This is a genomic window from Lacinutrix sp. YIN62 (genome assembly GCF_057219185.1).
On record NZ_JBXVVH010000019.1, the window covers coordinates 53,990 to 75,553 of the forward strand.

Below are 21,564 nucleotides of genomic sequence, written 5' to 3' on the forward strand. Positions count from 1 at the left end.
AATGAATATTCCAGCAGAATTAAAATACACAAAAGACCACGAGTGGATTAGCATAGAAGGCGATACAATAACTGTAGGTATTACAGATTTTGCACAAAGCGAATTAGGTGATATCGTTTATGTAGAAGTAGAAACAGTCGATGAAACTCTAGAGATAGAAGACGTTTTTGGCACAGTAGAAGCTGTAAAAACTGTTTCAGACTTGTTTATTCCCGTTTCAGGTGAAATTATTGAGTTTAATGCCGTTTTAGAAGATGAACCAGAAAAGGTGAATACCGATCCTTATGGAGACGGATGGATGGTGAAAATTAAATTCTCAGACGTTTCTCAATTAGATAATTTATTATCTGCCGAGGATTACAAAGCGCTCATAAGTGCTTAAAAAGCATGTATTATCATTAAGTATACTATATAGTGTGTTTCTTGCACTATTAAGCCTTTTTAATGTAAATACTGTAACACAAGATTTACCTAGTAATAGCGATAAACTTTTTCATGGTATAGCATATACGCTTTTTACATTGTTATGGTTTTTTATGTTTTATCATAAAAGAAAACTTAAAAAAAAGAAAGCAATACAAAATGCTGTTCTATTGTCTTTAAGCTATGGTATACTTATAGAAATTTTACAAGGACTATTAACTAGAAATAGAGAGGCAGACTTTAACGATGTTATAGCCAATACAATAGGCACAGTTTTTGCTGTATTAATAATAGAGACTGTGAAAATAGGTGTTAAAAAAGAATAATAGCTTGTTTATTTAACAAATTAATAGTTATTTTAGCGGGCAGAGTTTAAACAAATTTTAATTTATGGAACTTAAGAAAAATCCAAAAGCAAACGTCGGTCGTAACAGTGCGTTGTATTTTGCTGTAGGTTTGGCATTGATGTTGTTTTTTACAAATTACGCCATCAATTTCAAAACTTACGAAAATATAAAAGACGAGTATGCCTATTCTTCCGGTGAGGATGAATTGGACGAAGAAATACCAATTACAAATGTTACACCACCGCCACCGCCACCGCCACCACCGCCGCCACCACCAGCACCAGAAGTAATTGAGGTTGTCGAAGATGAAGAGGAAGTGGTAGAAACAGTATTGGAATCTACAGAGACATCTCAAGAAGAAGAAATTGTAGAGGTAGAAGAGGTAGAAGTAGAGGAAGTAGAAGAAGATATTGAAGTTGCTTTTGCTGTAATTGAAAATGTACCTGTGTTCCCAGGATGTGAAAAAGGAAATAATGAAGCTAAGAAAAAATGTATGAATGAAAAGATACGAAAATTCGTTTCAAAGAAATTTAACGTTGATTTAGCTCAGGATCTAGGTTTATCACCAGGAAATAAAAGGATAAGTGTATTCTTTAAAATTAATAAAGATGGAAACATCGTTGATGTAAAAGCGAGAGCTCCACACCCAAAATTAGAAAAAGAAGCTAAGCGTATAGTAAGTTTACTTCCTAAAATGAAACCTGGGAAACAAAGAGGGAAATCTGTAACAGTACCTTATCATTTGCCAATAAAGTTTCAAATACAAAACTAATATATAGCCTTTATAAAGGTCGTTTAAAATCCCGTTACAAATTTTGTAACGGGATTTCTTGTTTTGGTATGCTTATTGTTATTTTATCATAATATTAACATATAAACTTTAATTATTATGAAACAATTTAATGAAAACTACAGTGTCGTTCGCCAAAACGACAAAACTGCAGCAAAATCACAAAAGCATAGTGCAAATTTACAAAAAAACTCAACGTTATATTTTCAGATTGGGTTAATTATATGCTTGCTGGCAAGCTACACGGCTTTAGAAATGACCTTTTCCTATGCGGAAAATGAATATGATCAAGTATCAGATGTTGTTGAAGAAGATGTTGTGTATGTGATGAATAATTATGAAATCTATAAAGCGCCAGAGCCTGAAAAAGTAGAGCCAAAAGTTGAGAAAGTGGAATCAAAGGTTATAAATGATGCCGTTGAGGTTATTAAAGATGATGTTGTAGTTAAGAAGGTTTTTGGTCTAGCTTCTGAAGAAAAACCTGTTGAAAAAAAAGCAGTACTCGCTGATGATGATAAGAGTCTTGATATTGAAAAACCAGAAGAGCTGGTAAATATTATGTCGGTTCAAAAGGTGCCAATCTACCCTGGTTGTGAGAAATCTAAGGATAATGATGCGCGTAGAAAATGCATGTCTGATAAATTGAGCAAGTTGATAAGAAAGCGGTTTGATACGGATTTGGGAGGTGAATTAGGACTTACAGGGAAACAAAAAGTATATGTTTCGTTTAAAATCAATAAAGAAGGCAATGTTGAGATTCTTAAAACACAAGGGCCGCACCATAAGTTAGAAAAAGAAGCGAATAGAGTTGTGGCAAAAATACCGAAAATGACACCAGGAAAAAATAATGGTAAGTCTGTAGAAGTAATGTATAGTCTTCCTATAACGCTTTATGTTAATAATTAAATAAGTTGCCTTATATTGTATCGTTTAAACCCTTATCCTATAGTAAAGATAAGGGTTTTTTTGGGTTTTCTCGTTGTTAAAAAAAGAGTATCTTTCCGCCTTCAAATAAACCCCATTTTGCCATTATGAAGTATTGTATCTTAGTTGCATTACTATGTGTTCAGTCGTTCGTTTTTTCACAAGAGAGCGCTTCTTATAATAAGCCTCCTGTTTTTGATAGCTGTAAAACAGAAACTATAAGTGATCTTCAGAAATGTTTTGATAGCCAGGTGTTCGATTTGTTATATAAAAACTTTAAAATTCCAGAGATTGTTTTAAGTGAAGGTTATAAAGGTGATGTTGTTATTCTTTTTGAAGTCAATGCATCAGGTCAATTTAGGGTGATGTATGTAGATGCTATATATAATGAGTTAAAAACAGAAGCAATCCGTGTCGTTAAAACATTTCCAAAAATAGAGCCCGGAACTTATAATGGGAGTCCTGTTTTTAAACAGTATTCTATAGTTCTAAAAATACCATTAGAAGCGCAAACAGTTTTAACTCAAGATTTGTCTGATTCGAAAACAATAGAAGGCGAGCTAACTCTGCTTGAAAAGCGTGCTAAATCTGAGTTTGATAAGATTAATGATTCAGTAGTCCCTTATACTAATAAGGCGTATAAAAGTCAATTGAACATACCATTTACTCATAGCGATTACGCTAAGTTTGATCGCGCAATTAATCTAATAGGCACTAACAGTCATACTGCTGCAAAGCCTTTGCTTTATGATGATGTTTCTAGGTATTATGACTTGGAAGCGGCACAAGAAGAGTTGAAGAAAACAGTGAGCTCTTGGATGGGGAGAAAATTATGGAATGCACATTTAGTACAGCTTCAAGGTAAGGATTACTGGTTTACTATGGATCCTGTTTTTGATTTAGAGTTAGGGAAAGATACTGATGCAGATTTTAATTATACGTATAATAATACTAGAGGGGTGTATGTGCAAGGTGGTCTTGGAGATAAATTTAATTTTTCGGCTTCTGTTTTTGAAAGTCAGGGACGATTTCCTCAATATTATAACGAATATGCCGAAAGCTTAAAAGCTTTTGGTCCAGATCCAGCAATAATTCCAGGCCGAGGAATTGCTAAGCGGTTTAAAGAAGATGCTTACGATTACCCAGTAGCAGAGGCTTATTTGTCTTACTCGCCAGTTAAATTTATTAATATTCAGTTTGGACACGGGAAGAACTTTATAGGTGATGGTTATCGTTCCTTGTTGCAAAGTGATGTGTCTAGTCCATATCCATTTTTAAAACTGAATACTAAATTTTGGAAAATAAAATATACGAATACCTGGTCTTGGTTACGAGATGTAAGACCCGAAGTAACAGTAGATGGCGCATTTGCAACAAAATATATTGCTAATCATTATTTAAGTTGGAATGTAAGTAAGAGGTTAAATCTTGGTTTTTTTGAATCCGTGATTTGGACCAATTCAAACGATCGTGGGTTTGATGTTAATTATTTAAATCCAATCATCTTTTACAGAGCAATAGAGTTTGAGACAGGTCAAGACGCAGGAAATGCAGTCTTGGGAGCATCTATTAAATATAAATGGAGTGATAAAGTTAATTTATATGGACAATTTGTTTTAGATGAATTTTCATTAAATGATATAAAGGGAGGTGAAAAGAGTTGGAAAAATAAATATGGTTATCAATTAGGTCTTAAATACTATAATGCGTTTAAAATTGAAAATTTAATGTTTCAGATAGAGTATAATCAAGTGCGCCCTTATACGTATTCTCATAATACGGTTGTGCTTAATTACGGCCATAATAATCAGTCTTTTGCGCATCTTTGGGGAGCTAATTTTAAAGAACTAATTGTAATTGGACGCTATCGTTATAAGCGTTGGTATGGTGAAGCAAAATTGATAGCGGGGTTGAGGGGTTTAGATGTTAATGATGGTGTCGATGATTTTAGTTACGGAGGTAATGTGTATGCCGATTATGATAATAGGCCTTTTGATACAGGAGTAGAGATAGGACAAGGTGTTAAAACAAAAACCATAAATGCTAGTATTCAAGGCGGTTATTTGGTAAACCCAGCATCTAATTTAAAAGTGTTTGCTAATGTTAGTTATAGGAATTTTAACCCAGAAACAAACTCAGGTTTACTTGTAGATAATAGTACTGTGTGGTTTAATTTAGGACTTAGAACCGATTTGTTTAATTGGTATTTTGATTTATAGTTAGAATTATAATTTACTTTTATTTAGCATTGGTCAATATAGTTTTATAAAGTATCTTTGCACACGCAATAAAGCACTTTTAATGAAGTGATAAAGCAAAATACTTTGAGTACTACAACAACAGTAAAACATTCTTTAGTTTCAGATTTTAAAGAAATCACTAAAATGCGATTAGCATTAAGCGTGGTCTTTTCTTCAATAGCAGGTTATTTATTAGGAGTCGATATCGTAGACTATAAGGTGTTGATATTATTAGCGTTTGGAGGATATTTTATGGTAGGTGCTTCAAATGCTTTTAATCAAATTATAGAAAAAGACTTGGATGTTTTGATGGAACGCACCAAGAATAGGCCTATTCCTGCAGGAAGAATGACTGTTAGTACAGCTTTTATAATAGCTAGTGTTTTTACGGTTTTAGGTATTGCAATTCTTTACGTCATAAATCCACAAACGGCAATGTTTGGAGCAATCTCAATTTTCCTCTATACTTGCGTTTACACTCCATTAAAAACCAAAACGCCTTTGGCTGTATTTGTAGGGGCCATTCCTGGAGCTATTCCATTTATGTTAGGCTGGGTTGCAGCTACAAATCATTTTGGTATTGAACCAGGTACCTTATTCGCTTTACAGTTTTTTTGGCAGTTTCCTCACTTTTGGGCAATAGGATGGTTTTTGTTTGAAGATTATAAAAAGGGTGGCTTTTTTATGTTGCCAACAGGTAAGCAGGATAGAGGAACGGCGGTACAAACTATTATGTATACAGTATGGACTATCTTAGTTTCTGTTGTCCCTGTATTAGGAATTACAGGAGAACTTAAGCTGTCTATAGTTGCAACCATAATAGTATTCTTATTGGGACTGTTTATGTTATATTATGCGATTCAATTGTTTAAAAAAATGACAGAAAAAGCAGCAAAACAATTAATGCTGGCAAGCGTTTCGTACATTACATTAATTCAAATTGTGTACGTTATAGATAAATTTATTAGATAATTATGGACTTAACACAAGGGACTTTAGAGGAAAAAAACAACAGAGCTAAAAAAATGATGCTTTGGTTTGGAATTATATCACTTATTATGTCTTTTGCAGGATTAACAAGTGCTGTAATAGTTAGTAGTTCACGACCAGATTGGTCAGAAGATTTAATTTTACCTAGTATCTTTATTGTAAGTGTTGCGGTTATTTTTTTAAGTAGTATCACTTTTATTCTAGCCAAGCAAGCCCTTAAAAAAGGGAATAGAGAAATGACGAGTGTTTTTCTGCTGGTAACATTAGCACTAGGCATTGCGTTTATCTATATTCAGTTTATAGGTTTTGGTGAGCTAATAAATTTAGGGTATTATGTAACAGGACCAACAAGTGATCCTAAGGCTTCATTTATTTTTTTAATAGCTTTTGTGCATATATTGCACGTCGTTGCTGGGTTAATCTGTCTCTTAGTTGTAATTTATAATCATTTTAAACAAAAGTATACTGCAAGTCATATGTTAGGTTTCGAATTAGCAGGGACCTTTTGGCACTTTATAGATATACTTTGGATCTATCTGTTTTTGTTTTTATATTTTTTTATGTAGGTTCCGTCTCTTTTTTCATTGACTAAAACCGTATTGTTGGAAACATTTTATCGACTATTTAAAATTTAGTCAACCGATGTTTCTTTAGATAAATAAAATGATTATTTTTGTGCCACATTTTAATAACTAATTAAACTATATGAATACTACAGTTGAAAATACTGGAACAGAAGGTAAAACTTGGGGAGGAGGAAATGAACCTTTAAAAGCAAGTTATGGTAAAATGATGATGTGGTTTTTTATCGTGTCAGATGCTTTAACATTCTCAGGTTTCTTAGCTGCTTACGGCTTTTCTAGATTTAAATTTATTGATTCTTGGCCTATAGCCGATGAGGTGTTTACACACGTTCCATTTTTCCACGGGAACTATCCAATGTATTATGTTGCTTTTATGACATTTGTATTGATTATGTCGTCTGTAACAATGGTGTTAGCCGTTGATGCTGGACATCATATGAAGAAAAAAGCAGTGACTTGGTATATGTTTTTAACAGTATTAGGTGGTTTGATATTTGTTGGCTCTCAAGCTTGGGAATGGGGAACATTCATAAAAGGGGAATATGGTGCTGTGCAAACTAAAGGTGGAAATATATTACAGTTTGGTAAATATGTAGATGATCATGGAACTCAAAAATTTCAACGTGTAGCTGTTAGTGATTTCGCAATTAAAGATACACATTCTGAAAGGGTTTTGCATGAAAGAAAAAGTGGTTTATGGTATGTGTCTGAACCGGCATTGCCTGAGTTTACTATCGCAGAAGTCTATGCTGGTTTACAAGCTCAAACAGAGGTTTTAGTTAGAACTCAAATTCTAAATGAAGAGGGAGAGAAAACAGTCTTGTCTAGAGCAGAAGGTTTAAAATTAATAGATGAAAATGGAAAGTTAGTAGTGCATGGGGCTAATCTTCAAGTTAATGAGTATGGATCGCCACTATTTGCAGACTTTTTCTTTTTTATAACAGGTTTTCATGGTTTTCACGTATTTTCAGGAGTCGTTATTAATATCATTATTTTCTTTAATGTGATATTAGGAACGTATGAGAAACGTAAGAATTACGAAATGGTTGAAAAGGTTGGTTTATACTGGCACTTTGTCGATCTAGTATGGGTATTTGTATTTACCTTTTTCTACTTGGTATAATTTTTCGATTGATAACAAAACAGCCCTTATAAGGGGCGTAAAAATAGAATATTAAAAAAATGGCACACGAGCATAAATTAGCAATATTTCGAGGTTCAGTTAAGTTTAAATCCAATGTTCAAAAAATTTGGGGAGTTTTAATCTTCTTAACTTTTATAACAATAATAGAAGTTGCTTTAGGGATATATAAGCCAGAAAGTTTGATGGCGAAGGTTTTAGGGATGAAAATACTAAATTGGATATTCATTATACTAACCATTGTAAAAGCATATTATATTACTTGGGATTTTATGCACATGCGCGATGAAACTAAAAGTTTAAGACGTATGGTGGTATGGGTTGCTGTATTCTTAATCTGTTACCTTGTTTTTATTTTATTAAAAGAAGGGAGTTACATAGAGAATGTATATAGTAATGGTTTTATAAAAACAGACTTCTAACACACATGATAAGGTGTTAAACATAAAGAAAAGGTGGTTTATTTAAACCACCTTTTTTATTTTTGTAATGTTAAAAAAAGAATAGAATTCAATGAATAAAAAGTCAGCAAAAAAAAACATTGTATTGGGAATATTATTCTTTCTCCCTGTTGCTTTTTTATTAATGCTATTGCCTTCAGAAAATAATTATAAACCTTTAGAGGTTGTAAAGCATAATGTTCTAGATATTGCCAATTTGCCGTCTAATGCGAATAAGGCTATAGTTTTAAAAAACCATATAACTGTTTTAGGTTTTTTAGGTGAAAATCCAGAATCCAAAATCACAGAAACTTCTAATCTAAAAGAACTTATTTATGATAAGTTTAAGGGATTTAAAAAATTTCAAGTGGTATTACTTGTGCCTGAAAAGGCAAGAACGCAAGCAGAGCGTTTAAAACTTGAATTAACAAAATACAAGCCCTTAGAGTTTTTACATTTTATATATGCTAATGAAAACGACATAACTCGTCTATTTAATAGTTTAAGAACGAGTTTAATTTTAGATGAAAATTATGGAACTGATAGTGTTTTTATTATAGATAAGGACTTAAATCAACGCGGGCGTTTAGATGATAGAACAAAAAAAGAAATAGAAAATAGCGCAGCAATATATCCTTTAACAGCTTATAATTGCTCAGAAGTAGCAATATTAAAAAATAAGATGGGAGCAGATGATATGCGTGTCTTGTTTACAGAGTATAGAGAAAAACGTAAAGGGGACTTTAACTCCACTAGTAGGAGAGCTGATGATATAAAACCTAAAAACGAATCAGATGAAAAAAAATAATTATTCATATATAGGGATCGCATTTATTATCCTATTATTTGGAATTTTATTTATTCCTAAAATAATAAATAGGATACAGAATAACGATATTACGAGAAATGAACGGATGAGTGCTGGACAGGATAATAACTTTTCCAACAATGAAGCATTGTCTTATATCGAAATAGAAGGCAATCGAAAACGAGTGCCAGACTTTAGTTTTACCAATCAAGATGGTAAAATAGTATCTCAGGAAGACTATAAAGGGAAAGTTTATGTTGTTGAATTTTTCTTTACTACTTGTCCAACGATATGCCCAAGAATGAATAAGAATTTAATTGAGATTCAAAATGTATTTAAAGGGAGCGATGCCTTTGGAGTCGCTTCATTTAGTATTACACCAGAGCTCGATACGCCAGAAGTTTTAAAGGCTTATGCCGAGCGTTATGGTGTAACCAATCCTAATTGGAATTTAATGACAGGCGCTGAAGAAAAAATATACGATTTAGCTAATATTGGATTCAATATTTTTGTTGGACGCAATGAAGAAGTTGAAGCAGGTTTTGAACATTCAGGAGATTTTGCATTAATAGATAAACAAGGGTTTATCCGTTCTAGATTAGATGCTTTTGGTAATCCAAAGATATTTTATAAAGGTGTTATTAGTGAAGAAGAGAAGATGGATGAAGATGGAAATGCTGAAGAAATTTCAATGCTAAAAGAAGATATAAAAAAATTATTGAACGAATAGTTATTCGTTTCTTAACAGCAGATAGAGTATAAAAAAATCTAGGCAAGTAACAGTTACAATGGATCATTTAGAGAATATACAAAACGAGAAGAAATATAATAAATGGATAGTCGCATTATCTGTAATAATCCCTTTAGCTGTAGCTGTTTTATTTGGAGTGAATCTTAGGAAATTAGGGTTCAATGTCGAACCATTGTCATTCCTGCCACCTATTTATGCTACAGTAAACGGAATTACAGCAGTTGTGTTAATAATTGCTTTTTGGGCTATAAGTAAGAAAAAAATAAGACTGCATGAGCGTTTAATGAAGCTCGCAATTGCATTATCTGTGAGTTTCTTGCTAATGTATATCGCCTACCATATGACTAGCGATTCTACAAAATATGGAGGTGAGGGCCTTATAAGTTATGTGTACTATTTTATATTAATAACCCATATTGTATTATCTATTGCAGTCATTCCTTTTGTTTTAATAACCTATGTAAGGGCGATCACGAATAACTTTGAAAGACATAAAAAAATTGCAAGAATAACATTCCCTATTTGGTTATATGTAGCTATTACAGGAGTTGTAGTGTATTTAATGATCTCTCCATATTATATTTAATAGCAAAAGGACTTTTTTATTTAAAAGCATGTTCTATAAAACTAGTTTATGAAAAAAACAATCGTATTATTAGTGTTCCTTTTTTTAACAGTAATTCCTGTAGATGCACAATGCGCAATGTGTCGTGCTGTATTAGAAAATGAAGATGGTCAGGGGGCGGCAAAAGGTATAAATAATGGGATAGTTTATTTAATGGCGATACCTTATATCTTGGTTTTTGGGTTAGGATATTTTATATATAGAAAGTATTTTAAAGTGAAAAATAAGCTTTAAATTGCTTTTTTTGTCTTGTTAAATAAGTTTCTTAACTATTTTAACGTTTTATTTAAATAATTACTGTAACAATTTCTATTCTTTGTAGTCTAATTGATATTGTGTTAAGTCATAATCAATCAAAAACAGTCAATTATGCTAAAAATCAAGAAGCTTCATAAGTCCTATCCAATAGGAGACTCAAGTCTGCATGTGTTAAAAGGAATAGACCTTTCAGTCGAAAGTGGAGAAATGGTTGCTATTATGGGGTCTTCAGGATCTGGAAAATCAACATTGCTTAATATTATTGGGATGTTGGATGAAGCAGATGAAGGCGATTACATTTTAGATAATGTACCCATTAAAAATCTTACAGAAAAAAAAGCAGCGATATATAGGAACAAATTTTTGGGCTTTATATTTCAATCGTTTAATCTTATTAATTATAAGAATGCGATTGAGAATGTAGCATTACCGTTATATTATCAAGGATTAAAGCGCAAAGAACGTCTTGAAAAAGGACTTTTTCATTTAGAGAAAGTAGGCTTAAAAGAGTGGGCTCATCATTTGCCTAATGAATTGTCTGGAGGGCAAAAACAGCGTGTAGCCATAGCTAGAGCTTTAGCCGCAAATCCTAAATTATTATTAGCCGATGAACCTACAGGCGCATTAGATACCAAAACATCACATGAGATTATGGCATTTATCCAATCGTTAAATGATGAGGGTAAAACAATACTAATGGTAACCCATGAAGAAGATATAGCCAATATGTGTAAGCGTATAGTGCGTTTAAAAGATGGGGTGATTATGGAAGATGCTTTTGTAAACCAAGTAAGAGCCGAGCAATATGTTTGATAGAGATCTTTGGAGAGAAATATTTCAAAGTATAAATATGAACAGGACCAGAAGCTTATTATCTGGTTTTACAGTGGCATTTGCGATATTATTGTTTGCTATTTTATTTGGGATGGCCAATGGTTTGAATAATACTTTTGATGAAGCCTTTGTTGATGATGCTAATAACGCCATATTTATCCGTTCAGGCAGAACTACCAAAGCACATAAAGGCTTGCAAGCGGGAAGACGAATTCAGTTTGAAAATAAAGATTACGATTATTTGAAAGACGATTTTGGAGACAATGTACAGTATATTACTTCAAGAGTATATAAAAATGTTATTGCTTCTTTTAGGAATGAAAAAAGCAACTACAATGTAAGAGCATGCCATCCAGATCATCAATATTTAGAGAATACACTTGTAACACATGGACGCTTTATAAACCAATCCGACGTAGATAATAAAACAAAAGTAGTTGTTATAGGCCGTTTAGTTGAAGAAGATTTGTTTTTAAAAACAACAGCCATTGGTAAGTATATTAATTTAAGTGGCATACAATATAAAGTTATTGGTGTATTTGAAGATAAGGGAGGAGACAATGAAGAGCGGATGATTTATATGCCAATAAGTACTGCTCAACAAATTTATGGAAATACAGAATATGTAGATCAGATAAACTTAACGTATAACCCAAAGATGAATTTTGATCAAGCGATTTCATTTAGTAATGACTTGACAAAAAAGCTAAAGGATCGTTTTTCAGTAGCTTCGAATGATCAGAGAGCAATACGAATATTTAATATGGCGGAGCAATCTAAAGGTATAAATCAAATGACAACGGTTCTTAGCTTTATAGTACTATTTATTGGTTTTGGAACACTAATAGCAGGTATTACAGGAATAAGTAATATTATGGTGTTTATTGTTAAAGAACGTACTAAAGAGATCGGGATACGTAAAGCCTTAGGGGCCTCTCCAAAGTCTATTGTATCTATCATTTTATTAGAATCTATACTAATTACTACATTGGCGGGTTATGTTGGTCTTTTAATAGGTGTAGGGGTATTAAAACTAATAGGACCATCGCTTAAAGACTATTTTATTACTAACCCAAGTGTCAGTATCAACCTGGTTATAGGAGCAACAATTACATTAATTTTAGCAGGAGCCTTAGCGGGGTATTTACCTGCAAGAAGAGCCTCAAGAATTAAACCGATAATAGCACTTAGAGACGATTAATTATGATAAAGTTTTTATTTGATAGAGATACATGGCAAGAGCTATACGATAGTATTAGAAAAAATAAGCTACGTACACTTGTGACTACTTTTGGAGTTGGCTTTGGAATTTTCTTATTAGTCGTTTTATTAGGTAGTGCAAAAGGAATGGAGAACTCTTTTAATCGCTTATTTGGGAGTTTTGCCACAAATAGTGTATTTGTTTGGGGACAAAATACAAGTAAACCGTTTAAAGGGTTTCAAGAAGGAAAGCGTGTGCGTTTATCTTTAGATGATGCAAAAAAAGTAGCTGAAAATATAGAAGGTGTTGAGTTTGTTGTACCAAGAAATCAAAACCAAGCATTAGTTGTTAGAAACTTTTTGTCTGGAACCTTTAGCATAAATGGAGATTATCCATTATTAGATAAAGTGCAGAAAAAGAAACTTGTTCGCGGGCGCTTTCTTAACCAAAGCGATATTGACGAACATAAGAAAGTTGTTGTAATTTCTGAAGAAATTTATAAGCAACTCTTTGAGAAAGATTCAGAAATGATTGGAGAATATATCCAAATTAATAGTATGAATTTTAAGGTCATTGGTATGTTTGAAAATGGAAACGTTAATATGGGACCAACAAGTGATATGCATATTCCATTTACTACATTTCAACAAATTTACAATCAAGGAAACGAGATTGGATGGATGATGATTACTGGTAAACCAGAATACGATATTAAACAAATAGAATTGGATGCCAAGTTATTACTTAAAAACTTAAATAAAATTCATCCAGAAGACAAACGCGCTTTTGGAAGCTTCAACCTAGGGAAAGAATTTGCTAAAATGACTGGGTTTTTAACGGGGATGCAGTTTTTAACTTGGTTTGTAGGTATAGCAACACTTATAGCAGGCGTTTTTTCTATAGGAAACATTTTACTCATAACTATTAAGGAACGTACTAAGGAGATAGGAGTGCGAAGAGCACTTGGTGCTACACCACTAGAAATTAAATCTCAGATTATTATAGAAGCCGTATTTTTAACATTTGTAGCAGGGCTAATAGGGATCGTATTTGGCGGCGGACTTTTAATTTTAATAGATACATTATGGGGACAAGGTGACGATGCAATATTAGTAAACGCCTCCGTTTCCATAGCGGTTGTTTTTATAGCTTTAACAACATTGGTGGTTTTAGGCACCCTAATAGGGTTAATTCCAGCATTTAAAGCAACAAGCATAAAACCTATAGAAGCATTGCGAGAAGAATAATTTAAATCAATCAAAAAAATAAGCGAAAGTAAACGAATTAAGGACCTTTCAATCAATAAAGCAAATTAAATAAAAATGAAAAAAGCATTAAAAATCATTTTAGGACTTGGGTTTCTAATTGCCTTAGTAGTCGTATTAAAATATTTTAAAGACTCTAATGAGAAATCTGTTGAAGATTTTAAAGTATCAGAACCTTTTTACACTTCTATGAAAACAAAAATTGTGGCAACAGGGAAATTAAACCCTGAAGAAGAAGTGGAATTAAAACCACAGATTTCAGGAATTATAGATGAAATTACGGTAGAAGAAGGTGATATTGTAAATAAAGGCGATGTTATCGCTAAGATTAGAGTGGTGCCAAATGAACAAAGTTTGGTTGGAGCTCATGGCCAGATCGCTTCAGCAAAAATCACATATAATAATGCAAAAATAGTATTCGATAGAAATAAAACGCTTTTTGATAAAGGTGTTATCTCTAAGCAAGATTTCGAGAATAGTGAATTAGCATTAAACCAAGCTTTAGAATCATTAAATCAAGCAAAAGACAATTATCAAATCATTAAACGTGGATCGCTTTCTGGTGGTGGTTCGGCAAACACGATTATTACAGCATTAATTCCTGGGACCATATTAGAAATACCTGTGCGAGAAGGCGATCAAGTTATTGAAAGTAATAATTTTAATGCAGGAACAACTATCGCTACTATTGCAGATATGAGCAAAATGATTTTTGAAGGAAAAGTAGATGAAGCAGAAGTTGGCAAACTGGAAGAAGGAAAAGATATTAAGGTGGTTTTAGGTGCAATAAATGAAAAAGACTTTCCTGCAAAGTTAACTTTTGTAGCGCCAAAAGGGAAAGAAGAGAATGGTGCCGTGCAATTTACTATAAAAGCAGATGTAACCGTAGAGCCTTCTACTAAAATAAGAGCGGGCTATAGTGCTAATGCAGAAATAGAGATGGCGAGTAAGGACAGTGTATTGGTTATAAAAGAAGCATTGCTTCAATTTAATAGAATTACTGAAAAACCATTTATTGAAATTCAAAAAGAAGCAGGTAAATTTGAAAAGAAAAATGTAGTTTTGGGGCTTTCAGATGGGATTAATGTTGAAATTCTTGAAGATGGAATAAAAGAAGGGGATAAAATTAAAGTTTGGAATAAAGCATCAAAAGATAACAATGATGAAGATGAAGAGTAAAAAAATATTAGGTTTAGGCTTAACCGTTCTTGTAGGATTTTCAGCTTTTTCACAAGATAAAAAATGGACATTAAGTGAATGTGTAGATCATGCTTTAGAGCATAATATTTCTGTAAAAAGAATTCAGAATACATTGTTAATAAATGAACAAGATATAAAAGCAGCCAAAGGACAATTCTTACCTTCTTTAGCAGCGAATTTAGGACAAGGTGTTAACGTTGGTTTTGGTGTTGATAGTAATACAGGTTTAACAGTTAATAATAACACAAGGTATTCGACTGATTATGGTTTTAGTGCAAACCAGACAATTTTTAATGGATATAGAAATACAAACTTATATAAACAATCTCAATTAAATTTAGAAACAAATGAACTAGAGTTAAATAGAATTAAGGATGATATCTCATTAAATGTAGTCAATGGCTATTTAAATGTACTATTTAATAAGGAACGTTTGGAAACAGCAAAAGCTCAGTATGTCTTCTCCGAAAAACAACTCCAACAAGTATCCGATTTGGTAGAGGCAGGAGTACAACCAAGAGCTAATATTTACGATTCGGAGGCAACACTTAGTAATGACTCTCAAAGTGTAACAGTTGCAGAGAATAATTATAATTTAGCATTGTTGTCTCTTTCACAACTATTGCAGGTTCCTTATGAGGGATTTGATGTAGATATTATAACTGTAGAGAATCCATCTGTAGCTTTAATGTATAATGACATTAAGCCTATTTTAGAATATGCCTATGCCAATAGAGGAGAGATTAAGGTCGCAGAAAAGAATGTTGAGAATTCAAAGATAAATACAGAGATATCTAAAAGTGGATATTACCCTACGGTTTCTCTTGGTTATAGATTTTTATCATCTTATTCTGAATCTAATATAGATGCAATTAAGCAACCATTCTTTGATGAGTTAGATGCTAACAAGGCACATAATTTAAGTTTAAATGCTAGTATTCCTATTTTCTCTAGATTTTCTAATAAAACTGCAGTAGCCAAATCTAAAATAGCAGAAGAGAATTCTCAGTTAGATTTGGAACAGGCAAAACTAACACTAGAGTCTAATATACAACGCGCCTTTACCGATGCACAGGCAGCACTTAAAACATTCGAAGCGGCAACAAAATCGTTGGAGTCTCAAGAGTTGGCATTCGGAAATGCCAAAGAACGTTACAATATTGGAGCGATGAGTGTTTTTGATTTGGAACAAGCAAGAATCCGCTTAATAAATGCAGAATCGTCTCTAATAAATGCAAAATATGATTTTGTATTTAAAACAAAAGTATTAGATTTCTATCTTGGCAAACCAATAACAGAATAATTTGGCTACAATACTTAACATAGAAACCGCAACGACTAATTGTTCAGTCTCTCTTTCAAAAGAAGGAGAGACTTTACTTTTAAAAGAAGATTATAATACGAATTATTCTCACGCAGAACAATTACACGTTTTCATAGAAAACGTTTTAGAAGCAGCAACTATTAAACGATCTCAATTGGATGCTATTGCTGTAAGTAAAGGCCCTGGGTCTTATACTGGTTTACGAATAGGGGTTTCTGCAGCAAAAGGCTTGTGTTTTGCTTTGGGGATACCATTAATCTCTGTTTCTACACTAGAAGCTTTGGCTAATCAAGTTGTGGTTGAAAATGGAATTATAGTACCAATGTTAGACGCTAGGCGTATGGAAGTGTATTCCGCAGTTTTTTCTAATTCATACAATTTGTTAAGGGAAACGCAAGCCCAAATATTGGAAGAAAATGCTTTTTCAGAATACTTAATTAATCAAAAAGTGCATTTTATTGGTAATGGTGTTGAAAAAACAAAAACACTAATACAGCATGAAAATGCTGTTTTTATTGAAGGTAAGCTCCCTTCAGCTAATGAAATGAGTTTGTTAGCTTATAAAAAGTTCAAAAAAAACGACACCGAAGATGTCGCTTATTTTGAACCGTATTATTTAAAAGATTTTGTAGCACTTAAGCCCAAGAAAAAACCTTAATTATTCATTTTTGTGAATTTCTACAGAGTGTGGGTAAGGGATTTCAATACCGGCAGCATCTAAAGCCTCTTTACATTGCTCTAGAGTGCCAAAGTGTACATCCCAGTAATCTTCTACTGTAGCATAAGGTCTTATTGAAAAATTAACCGAGCTATCAGCCAATTCGGAAACATTAACCGTAGGCGCTGGTTCTTTTAAAACCTTTGGGTTATTTGTTAAGACACTCATTAAGACCTTTTTAGTGTCTTTAATGTTAGAATCATAGCTAACACCAATAGTTATATCTATTCTTAAATACCCTTCTGAGGAATAGTTAGTAATCGTACCATTAGATAATGTCCCATTAGGAATGATAATTTCTCTATTTTCAGGAGACAAAATTTTTGTAGTAAATATTTCGATATGTTTTACAACACCAAGCTTTCCTTGGGCTTCTATTAAATCTCCAATTTTTATAGGTTTAAAGATCATTAAAAGGACTCCGCCAGCAAAATTGGATAAAGAACCTTGTAGGCCCATACCAATAGCTAGAGTTCCAGCTGCTAAAACAGCGGCAAAAGAGGTTGTTTCTATTCCTAAATTACCTAGAATAGATAATATTAATAATATTTTTAAAACCCAATCCATTAAGTTTAATAAGAATTTTTTAAGACTCTCATCATAACTCCTAAGAGACATAAGTTTATTAATGGCTTTCATTAATTTTTTAATGACCCATGATCCAATAATCCATATGGCAATAGCGCCTATAACTTTAAAGCCATACTGCGATACTATATCCATGCTTTTGTCAATCCATTTTTGTACGTCCATTTGATGCTGTATTTTGTTTAGAGGACAAAATTAATTAATTGTTTTTATAAGATAACCTGAATGTTATTATTATCGTTAAATTGCTAGTTTTAGAAGCGGTATGAATTTAGATTTGACTAATTATAAGACCTAAAGTTAAAAGAGCTGGTATGGACTGCACATAAAATAGCCTGATTTTTTTCGTAGAATAGGCTCCGTAAATACCTGCGATAATAATACAAGTTAAAAAGAAACTCAAAAAATTAATATTGCTTGTAATTAAAGAATATACTAATCCAGCAGCTAAGAATCCGTTATATAGACCTTGGTTTGCAGCTAGTGTTTTAGTCTCTTCAGCAAAAGTTTTATTTTTTAATCCAAAGGTTTTAATGCCTTTAGGTGTAGTCCATAAAAACATTTCTAGTATTAAAAAATAAAAGTGTTCAATAGCTACAAAAACTATTAGTATATCTGTTATTAGTTTCATAAGTATATTCGGGTTTAAATAATGTTATTAAGGTTACAAGTTGTTTTAATTGTTTAATAATTGGTTAGTCTCTTTAATGTCTTAAACAGGTATTTTACACGCATTATTTATGCAAATATAAATTTAAGGGTTTTTAGGTAGGGCGTTAATAAATAGTGGTTTACATGGGTGTGAGGTGTCGTAATAAGTAAGGTTTATTTATATTGGTGAATAAATGTGTCATAGGGGTTTTATTTTGATTTTTGCAGCTAGCAAAGACTATAAAAAAAGAAATTTAGGAGTTTCATAAATCAAAGTTAATTAATTTTTAGTTTTAAAAATTAACAGGGTTAAACTTAAATGACTATCCAGTAAGCTTCGTATTAAATAATGCTGTCTAAATAATTTTAGTAGTGTTTAAATTTAAAAAATTACGATAAAGGTAGGAGATTGTTATTTATGATTGTTCTATAATTATAACAATTAATTTATTTTTTTATTAAAAAAATAAATAATTATCATGTTGTTTGGTGTAAGTGTGTTGATAATGTTATTTAAAGTGGCTAATTATTAGTATAATTGCATTTCTATTATAGATTATAAAAAAATAAATCCTAAATTATGATGAGAAACTTTACATTATTTACAATTTTATTTTTTTCCATTTTTATAGCAAAAGGTCAAGATCTTTTGATGCAGAATGGAACATTTAATCAATGTACGGGTGTCTTGTATGATTCTGGAGGAGGTACTGCAAATTATGGGAATAGTGAGAACTTTGTTTTAACACTTTGTCCGGATGGAGTAGACCAATTTGTTTCATTGAATTTTACATCTTTTGGAACGCAGGGAGGGAATGATGTATTAACGATTTATGATGGAGATGATATTACAGCCCCAGTTTTAGGAACTTATTCAGGAGGCGGGGCTGCCAATAATCCAGGTGCTGTTTCTGCTTCTACAACAAGTGCTACGGGTTGCTTAACTCTTCAATTTGTTAGTGATGCTGCTAATCCGACTATAGGTTGGGCTGCAAATATTTCTTGTATGCAAGCGTGTCAAACTATAACTCCAACGATAGACTCTACCACTCCAGTTGCTAACGGTGCAGGTGTTATTGAAGTTGCATTGGGAACAAATGTTGTCTTCGAAGGGAGTGCAGTGTTTTCAGATGACCCTACAGGGGCGACTTATAATTGGGTTTTTGGTGATGGCGGAAATGCAAATGGACAAATGGTAAATCACACGTTTAATAGCCCAGGAACTTATACAACGACTTTTACAGCTATGGATGCTAATCCCACAGGTTGTTCTGAATCTGTAGCCATAACAATTGTCGTTTTGAGTCCTTTTTTAGATGTAGATATAACTACTTATACGGTTTCTGAACTTATAACAGATGTTCTTATAAATAGTCAATGTGCAGGGGTTTCAAATATAGGATTTAGTACAGGTACTAATTATGGCAGTACAAATGGGATTGGCTATTTTACTTCAGGAGGTCCTTTTGCATTTAATAGTGGAATTATATTAACTACAGGGGCAGCCACCGCTGCTGAAGGGCCTGAGACAAATACACAAAGTAACGGAAGTGGAGCATGGATTGGTGATGCTGATTTAGAAAATGCCATTGGAATAACATCAGGAGACTCAAATAATGCATCGTACATAGAGTTTGATTTTGTACCTTCATCTAATACGATTAGTTTTGATTATATTTTTGCTTCTGAAGAGTATGGCAATTTTCAATGTTCTTTTACCGATGCTTTTGCTTTTCTTTTAACAGATCAAACAACGGGAATAACAACCAATTTAGCCATTGTTCCTGGAACAACAGACGTAGTTTCTGTGCTTAATGTAAGAGATATGGCGTTTAATGGTGGCTGTGCATCGGTTAATCCTACGTTTTTCGATACCTTTTATGGGAATGGAGGGCTTCCAGCAGGAACCAATCCTACAAATTTTATAGGAAGAACAGTGCCTATGACAGCTTTTTCTAATGTAATACCTAATAACCCTTATAGAATTAAACTCGTAATTGCCGACGATCAAGATACTCAATATGATGCAGCTGTCTTTTTAAAAGCAGGTAGCTTTGATTTAGGAGGAGACTTGGGGGATGATATTACAATTACAGCAGGAACTGCTGTTTGTGAAGGTTCTCCTTTAACATTAAGTACAGGGATTGATGCTTCTGTGGTGCACACATGGTATTATGAAGGTAATGTTATTGTAGGAGAAACAGGGCCAAGTATTGATGTTACTGAGACAGGAACATATTCTGTAGATATAATATTTGCAGCGTCTTGTGTTTCTACAGATCAGGTTTATGTAGAGTTTATTCCGGGGTCTATAGTCGATACAGTGAATGATTTGACAGTGTGTAATGATGGCTCAGGAGCTATAATGTTTGATTTGACTGAAAATACTGTTCCTGCATTGGGTACTCAGGATTCAACTATATATGGCGTTTCTTTTCATAATTCATTGGTTGATGCTACAGGGGATGATACAGGGGGATTCAACCCTATTGCTAACCCTGCAGCATATATAGGTGCCGATGGGGAAGTTATTTATATTAGAGTTGAAAACGCAGCGACACAAATGTGTCCCGCTGTTGATATGTTTACTCTTAATTTCTTAGATGTAGTGTTAAATCCAGCAGCCGATATGGAAGTTTGTGATGACATTACAAATGATGGAGTTGAAGCTTTCGACTTAGAAACTCAAACAGCTTCAATATTAGGAGCGCAGGCAGCAGCAGATTTCATTGTGACCTATCATTTGAGTTTTGCAGATGCAGACGGTGGAGTCGGAGCATTAGTTAGCCCGTATACTAACGTGGCTAATCCAGAACCTATTTATGTTAGAGTGGAGAGTGCTGTAGATTCAGGGTGTTATATTGCTTCGGTAGCATCAGTGTTTAATTTAATAGTGAATCCTAGAACAATAGCGATACAACCTTTAGATATGGAGATATGTGATGATTTATCGAATGATGGTGTTGAGGTTTTTGATTTAACAACACAGACCACAACAATATTAGGGGCGCAAAATCCAGCAAATGTTACGGTAACCTACTATGAAAGTCAGCTAGATGCAGAGACCCCTGCGAACCCGATCGCAAACCCAGCAGCTTATACTAATGGAAGTTCTCCACAAACGATTCATGTTAGAGTAGATGATAGCGCAAGCCCGATATGTTATGGGTATACCACGTTTAACTTAATAGTGAATCCACTGCCTACAATTCCAGTATTAGCAGATTATGCGGTATGTGATAATGATGATGATGGTGATGCAACCAATGGATTGTCTACATTCGATTTGACTGCAAATGATGCAGTCGCAATAAATGGTCAAGCCAATGTAGTCGCGTCTTACTATGCTACACTAGCAGATGCACAGGTACCAGTAAACCCTATAGGGCCACTGTATACAAATACAGTTGTAACCCCTATAACAATTTATGTAAGATTAGACAATACAGTAACAGGCTGTGT

The 21,564-nt window shown here is 33.1% G+C and carries 22 protein-coding genes; 20 read left to right on the forward strand and 2 right to left on the reverse strand.

Annotated features, from left to right (window positions below; genetic code table 11):
* Nucleotide 1: 1 nt before the first annotated feature.
* From gcvH to tsaB, 19 genes are all read left to right on the forward strand, one after another.
* The gene (gene gcvH, locus AC2D8I_RS12790; protein ID WP_484706411.1) at nt 2–382 is read left to right on the forward strand and encodes a glycine cleavage system protein GcvH; all 381 of its coding nucleotides are present in this window, start codon (nt 2–4) and stop codon (nt 380–382) included.
* Nucleotides 375–749 (forward strand): VanZ family protein, encoded by a 375-nt coding sequence (locus AC2D8I_RS12795; protein WP_484706412.1) that lies wholly within the window; start codon nt 375–377, stop codon nt 747–749. Before gcvH ends, AC2D8I_RS12795 begins: the two co-directional genes overlap by 8 nt.
* Nucleotides 750–813: 64 nt before the next feature.
* On the forward strand, nt 814–1,542 hold the full coding sequence (locus AC2D8I_RS12800; RefSeq protein WP_484706413.1) for an energy transducer TonB: 729 nt from the start codon (nt 814–816) through the stop codon (nt 1,540–1,542).
* Between the two features lie 117 nt (nt 1,543–1,659).
* Nucleotides 1,660–2,466, forward strand: a complete 807-nt coding sequence (locus tag AC2D8I_RS12805) for an energy transducer TonB (RefSeq protein ID WP_484706414.1) — start codon at nt 1,660–1,662, stop codon at nt 2,464–2,466.
* Between the two features lie 125 nt (nt 2,467–2,591).
* Complete coding sequence (locus AC2D8I_RS12810; RefSeq protein WP_484706415.1) at nt 2,592–4,703, forward strand: energy transducer TonB; 2,112 nt, start codon at nt 2,592–2,594, stop codon at nt 4,701–4,703.
* A gap of 105 nt (nt 4,704–4,808) precedes the next feature.
* Complete coding sequence (cyoE, locus tag AC2D8I_RS12815) at nt 4,809–5,696, forward strand: heme o synthase (RefSeq protein ID WP_484706416.1); 888 nt, start codon at nt 4,809–4,811, stop codon at nt 5,694–5,696.
* A 2-nt stretch (nt 5,697–5,698) separates the two neighbouring features.
* Nucleotides 5,699–6,280: a cytochrome c oxidase subunit 3 gene (locus AC2D8I_RS12820; RefSeq protein WP_484706417.1), complete on the forward strand. Its 582-nt coding sequence runs from the start codon at nt 5,699–5,701 to the stop codon at nt 6,278–6,280.
* Nucleotides 6,281–6,419: 139 nt separating this feature from the next.
* Nucleotides 6,420–7,421, forward strand: a complete 1,002-nt coding sequence (locus tag AC2D8I_RS12825) for a cytochrome c oxidase subunit 3 (protein WP_484706418.1) — start codon at nt 6,420–6,422, stop codon at nt 7,419–7,421.
* A 59-nt stretch (nt 7,422–7,480) separates the two neighbouring features.
* Nucleotides 7,481–7,861, forward strand: a complete 381-nt coding sequence (locus AC2D8I_RS12830; protein WP_484706419.1) for a cytochrome C oxidase subunit IV family protein — start codon at nt 7,481–7,483, stop codon at nt 7,859–7,861.
* Between the two features lie 91 nt (nt 7,862–7,952).
* Nucleotides 7,953–8,687 (forward strand): hypothetical protein, encoded by a 735-nt coding sequence (locus AC2D8I_RS12835; RefSeq protein ID WP_484706420.1) that lies wholly within the window; start codon nt 7,953–7,955, stop codon nt 8,685–8,687.
* Nucleotides 8,674–9,417, forward strand: coding sequence for an SCO family protein (locus AC2D8I_RS12840; protein WP_484706421.1), 744 nt, complete (start codon nt 8,674–8,676; stop codon nt 9,415–9,417). The genes AC2D8I_RS12835 and AC2D8I_RS12840 overlap by 14 nt, the downstream gene beginning before the upstream one ends.
* Before the next feature lie 58 nt (nt 9,418–9,475).
* Complete coding sequence (locus tag AC2D8I_RS12845; RefSeq protein WP_484706422.1) at nt 9,476–10,024, forward strand: DUF420 domain-containing protein; 549 nt, start codon at nt 9,476–9,478, stop codon at nt 10,022–10,024.
* A gap of 48 nt (nt 10,025–10,072) precedes the next feature.
* Nucleotides 10,073–10,297: a hypothetical protein gene (locus tag AC2D8I_RS12850; protein ID WP_484706423.1), complete on the forward strand. Its 225-nt coding sequence runs from the start codon at nt 10,073–10,075 to the stop codon at nt 10,295–10,297.
* Between the two features lie 135 nt (nt 10,298–10,432).
* A complete protein-coding gene (locus tag AC2D8I_RS12855; RefSeq protein WP_484706424.1) occupies nt 10,433–11,134 on the forward strand; it encodes an ABC transporter ATP-binding protein in 702 nt (233 codons plus the stop codon).
* Nucleotides 11,127–12,356 (forward strand): ABC transporter permease, encoded by a 1,230-nt coding sequence (locus AC2D8I_RS12860; protein WP_484706425.1) that lies wholly within the window; start codon nt 11,127–11,129, stop codon nt 12,354–12,356. Before AC2D8I_RS12855 ends, AC2D8I_RS12860 begins: the two co-directional genes overlap by 8 nt.
* 2 nt (nt 12,357–12,358) lie before the next feature.
* Nucleotides 12,359–13,603, forward strand: coding sequence for an ABC transporter permease (locus AC2D8I_RS12865; protein WP_484706426.1), 1,245 nt, complete (start codon nt 12,359–12,361; stop codon nt 13,601–13,603).
* 75 nt (nt 13,604–13,678) lie between these two features.
* Nucleotides 13,679–14,800 (forward strand): efflux RND transporter periplasmic adaptor subunit, encoded by a 1,122-nt coding sequence (locus AC2D8I_RS12870; RefSeq protein ID WP_484706427.1) that lies wholly within the window; start codon nt 13,679–13,681, stop codon nt 14,798–14,800.
* Nucleotides 14,790–16,124 (forward strand): TolC family protein, encoded by a 1,335-nt coding sequence (locus AC2D8I_RS12875; RefSeq protein WP_484706428.1) that lies wholly within the window; start codon nt 14,790–14,792, stop codon nt 16,122–16,124. Before AC2D8I_RS12870 ends, AC2D8I_RS12875 begins: the two co-directional genes overlap by 11 nt.
* Before the next feature lies 1 nt (nt 16,125).
* Entirely contained in the window at nt 16,126–16,803 is a 678-nt protein-coding gene (gene tsaB / locus AC2D8I_RS12880) for a tRNA (adenosine(37)-N6)-threonylcarbamoyltransferase complex dimerization subunit type 1 TsaB (RefSeq protein WP_484706429.1), read from the forward strand.
* Here the strand turns inward: tsaB and AC2D8I_RS12885 are convergent, their stop codons facing one another.
* Nucleotides 16,804–17,616 carry a mechanosensitive ion channel family protein gene (locus AC2D8I_RS12885; protein ID WP_484706430.1) on the reverse strand — a complete coding sequence of 271 codons (813 nt, stop codon included), beginning with the start codon at nt 17,614–17,616 and terminating at the stop codon, nt 16,804–16,806.
* Nucleotides 17,617–17,722: 106 nt separating this feature from the next.
* Nucleotides 17,723–18,082 (reverse strand): DUF1304 domain-containing protein, encoded by a 360-nt coding sequence (locus AC2D8I_RS12890; RefSeq protein ID WP_484706431.1) that lies wholly within the window; start codon nt 18,080–18,082, stop codon nt 17,723–17,725.
* A gap of 600 nt (nt 18,083–18,682) precedes the next feature.
* On the opposite strand from AC2D8I_RS12890, the gene AC2D8I_RS12895 reads away from it, so the two are divergent.
* The coding region (locus AC2D8I_RS12895; RefSeq protein ID WP_484706432.1) for a choice-of-anchor L domain-containing protein at nt 18,683–21,564 on the forward strand (2,882 nt) is incomplete at its 3' end.

Bases quoted from the DNA above. Each gene is read 5' to 3' on its own strand.
- AC2D8I_RS12870 (WP_484706427.1), top strand. From the start codon at position 13,679: ATGAAAAAAGCATTAAAAATCATTTTAGGACTTGGGTTTCTAATTGCC.
- AC2D8I_RS12825 (WP_484706418.1), top strand. From the start codon at position 6,420: ATGAATACTACAGTTGAAAATACTGGAACAGAAGGTAAAACTTGGGGA.
- AC2D8I_RS12875 (WP_484706428.1), top strand. From the start codon at position 14,790: ATGAAGAGTAAAAAAATATTAGGTTTAGGCTTAACCGTTCTTGTAGGA.
- AC2D8I_RS12835 (WP_484706420.1), top strand. From the start codon at position 7,953: ATGAATAAAAAGTCAGCAAAAAAAAACATTGTATTGGGAATATTATTC.
- AC2D8I_RS12830 (WP_484706419.1), top strand. From the start codon at position 7,481: ATGGCACACGAGCATAAATTAGCAATATTTCGAGGTTCAGTTAAGTTT.
- AC2D8I_RS12845 (WP_484706422.1), top strand. From the start codon at position 9,476: ATGGATCATTTAGAGAATATACAAAACGAGAAGAAATATAATAAATGG.
- AC2D8I_RS12885 (WP_484706430.1), bottom strand. From the start codon at position 17,616: ATGGACGTACAAAAATGGATTGACAAAAGCATGGATATAGTATCGCAG.
- AC2D8I_RS12850 (WP_484706423.1), top strand. From the start codon at position 10,073: ATGAAAAAAACAATCGTATTATTAGTGTTCCTTTTTTTAACAGTAATT.
- gcvH (WP_484706411.1), top strand. From the start codon at position 2: ATGAATATTCCAGCAGAATTAAAATACACAAAAGACCACGAGTGGATT.
- AC2D8I_RS12805 (WP_484706414.1), top strand. From the start codon at position 1,660: ATGAAACAATTTAATGAAAACTACAGTGTCGTTCGCCAAAACGACAAA.
- AC2D8I_RS12890 (WP_484706431.1), bottom strand. From the start codon at position 18,082: ATGAAACTAATAACAGATATACTAATAGTTTTTGTAGCTATTGAACAC.
- AC2D8I_RS12855 (WP_484706424.1), top strand. From the start codon at position 10,433: ATGCTAAAAATCAAGAAGCTTCATAAGTCCTATCCAATAGGAGACTCA.
- AC2D8I_RS12800 (WP_484706413.1), top strand. From the start codon at position 814: ATGGAACTTAAGAAAAATCCAAAAGCAAACGTCGGTCGTAACAGTGCG.
- AC2D8I_RS12820 (WP_484706417.1), top strand. From the start codon at position 5,699: ATGGACTTAACACAAGGGACTTTAGAGGAAAAAAACAACAGAGCTAAA.
- AC2D8I_RS12840 (WP_484706421.1), top strand. From the start codon at position 8,674: ATGAAAAAAAATAATTATTCATATATAGGGATCGCATTTATTATCCTA.
- AC2D8I_RS12860 (WP_484706425.1), top strand. From the start codon at position 11,127: ATGTTTGATAGAGATCTTTGGAGAGAAATATTTCAAAGTATAAATATG.
- AC2D8I_RS12810 (WP_484706415.1), top strand. From the start codon at position 2,592: ATGAAGTATTGTATCTTAGTTGCATTACTATGTGTTCAGTCGTTCGTT.
- AC2D8I_RS12865 (WP_484706426.1), top strand. From the start codon at position 12,359: ATGATAAAGTTTTTATTTGATAGAGATACATGGCAAGAGCTATACGAT.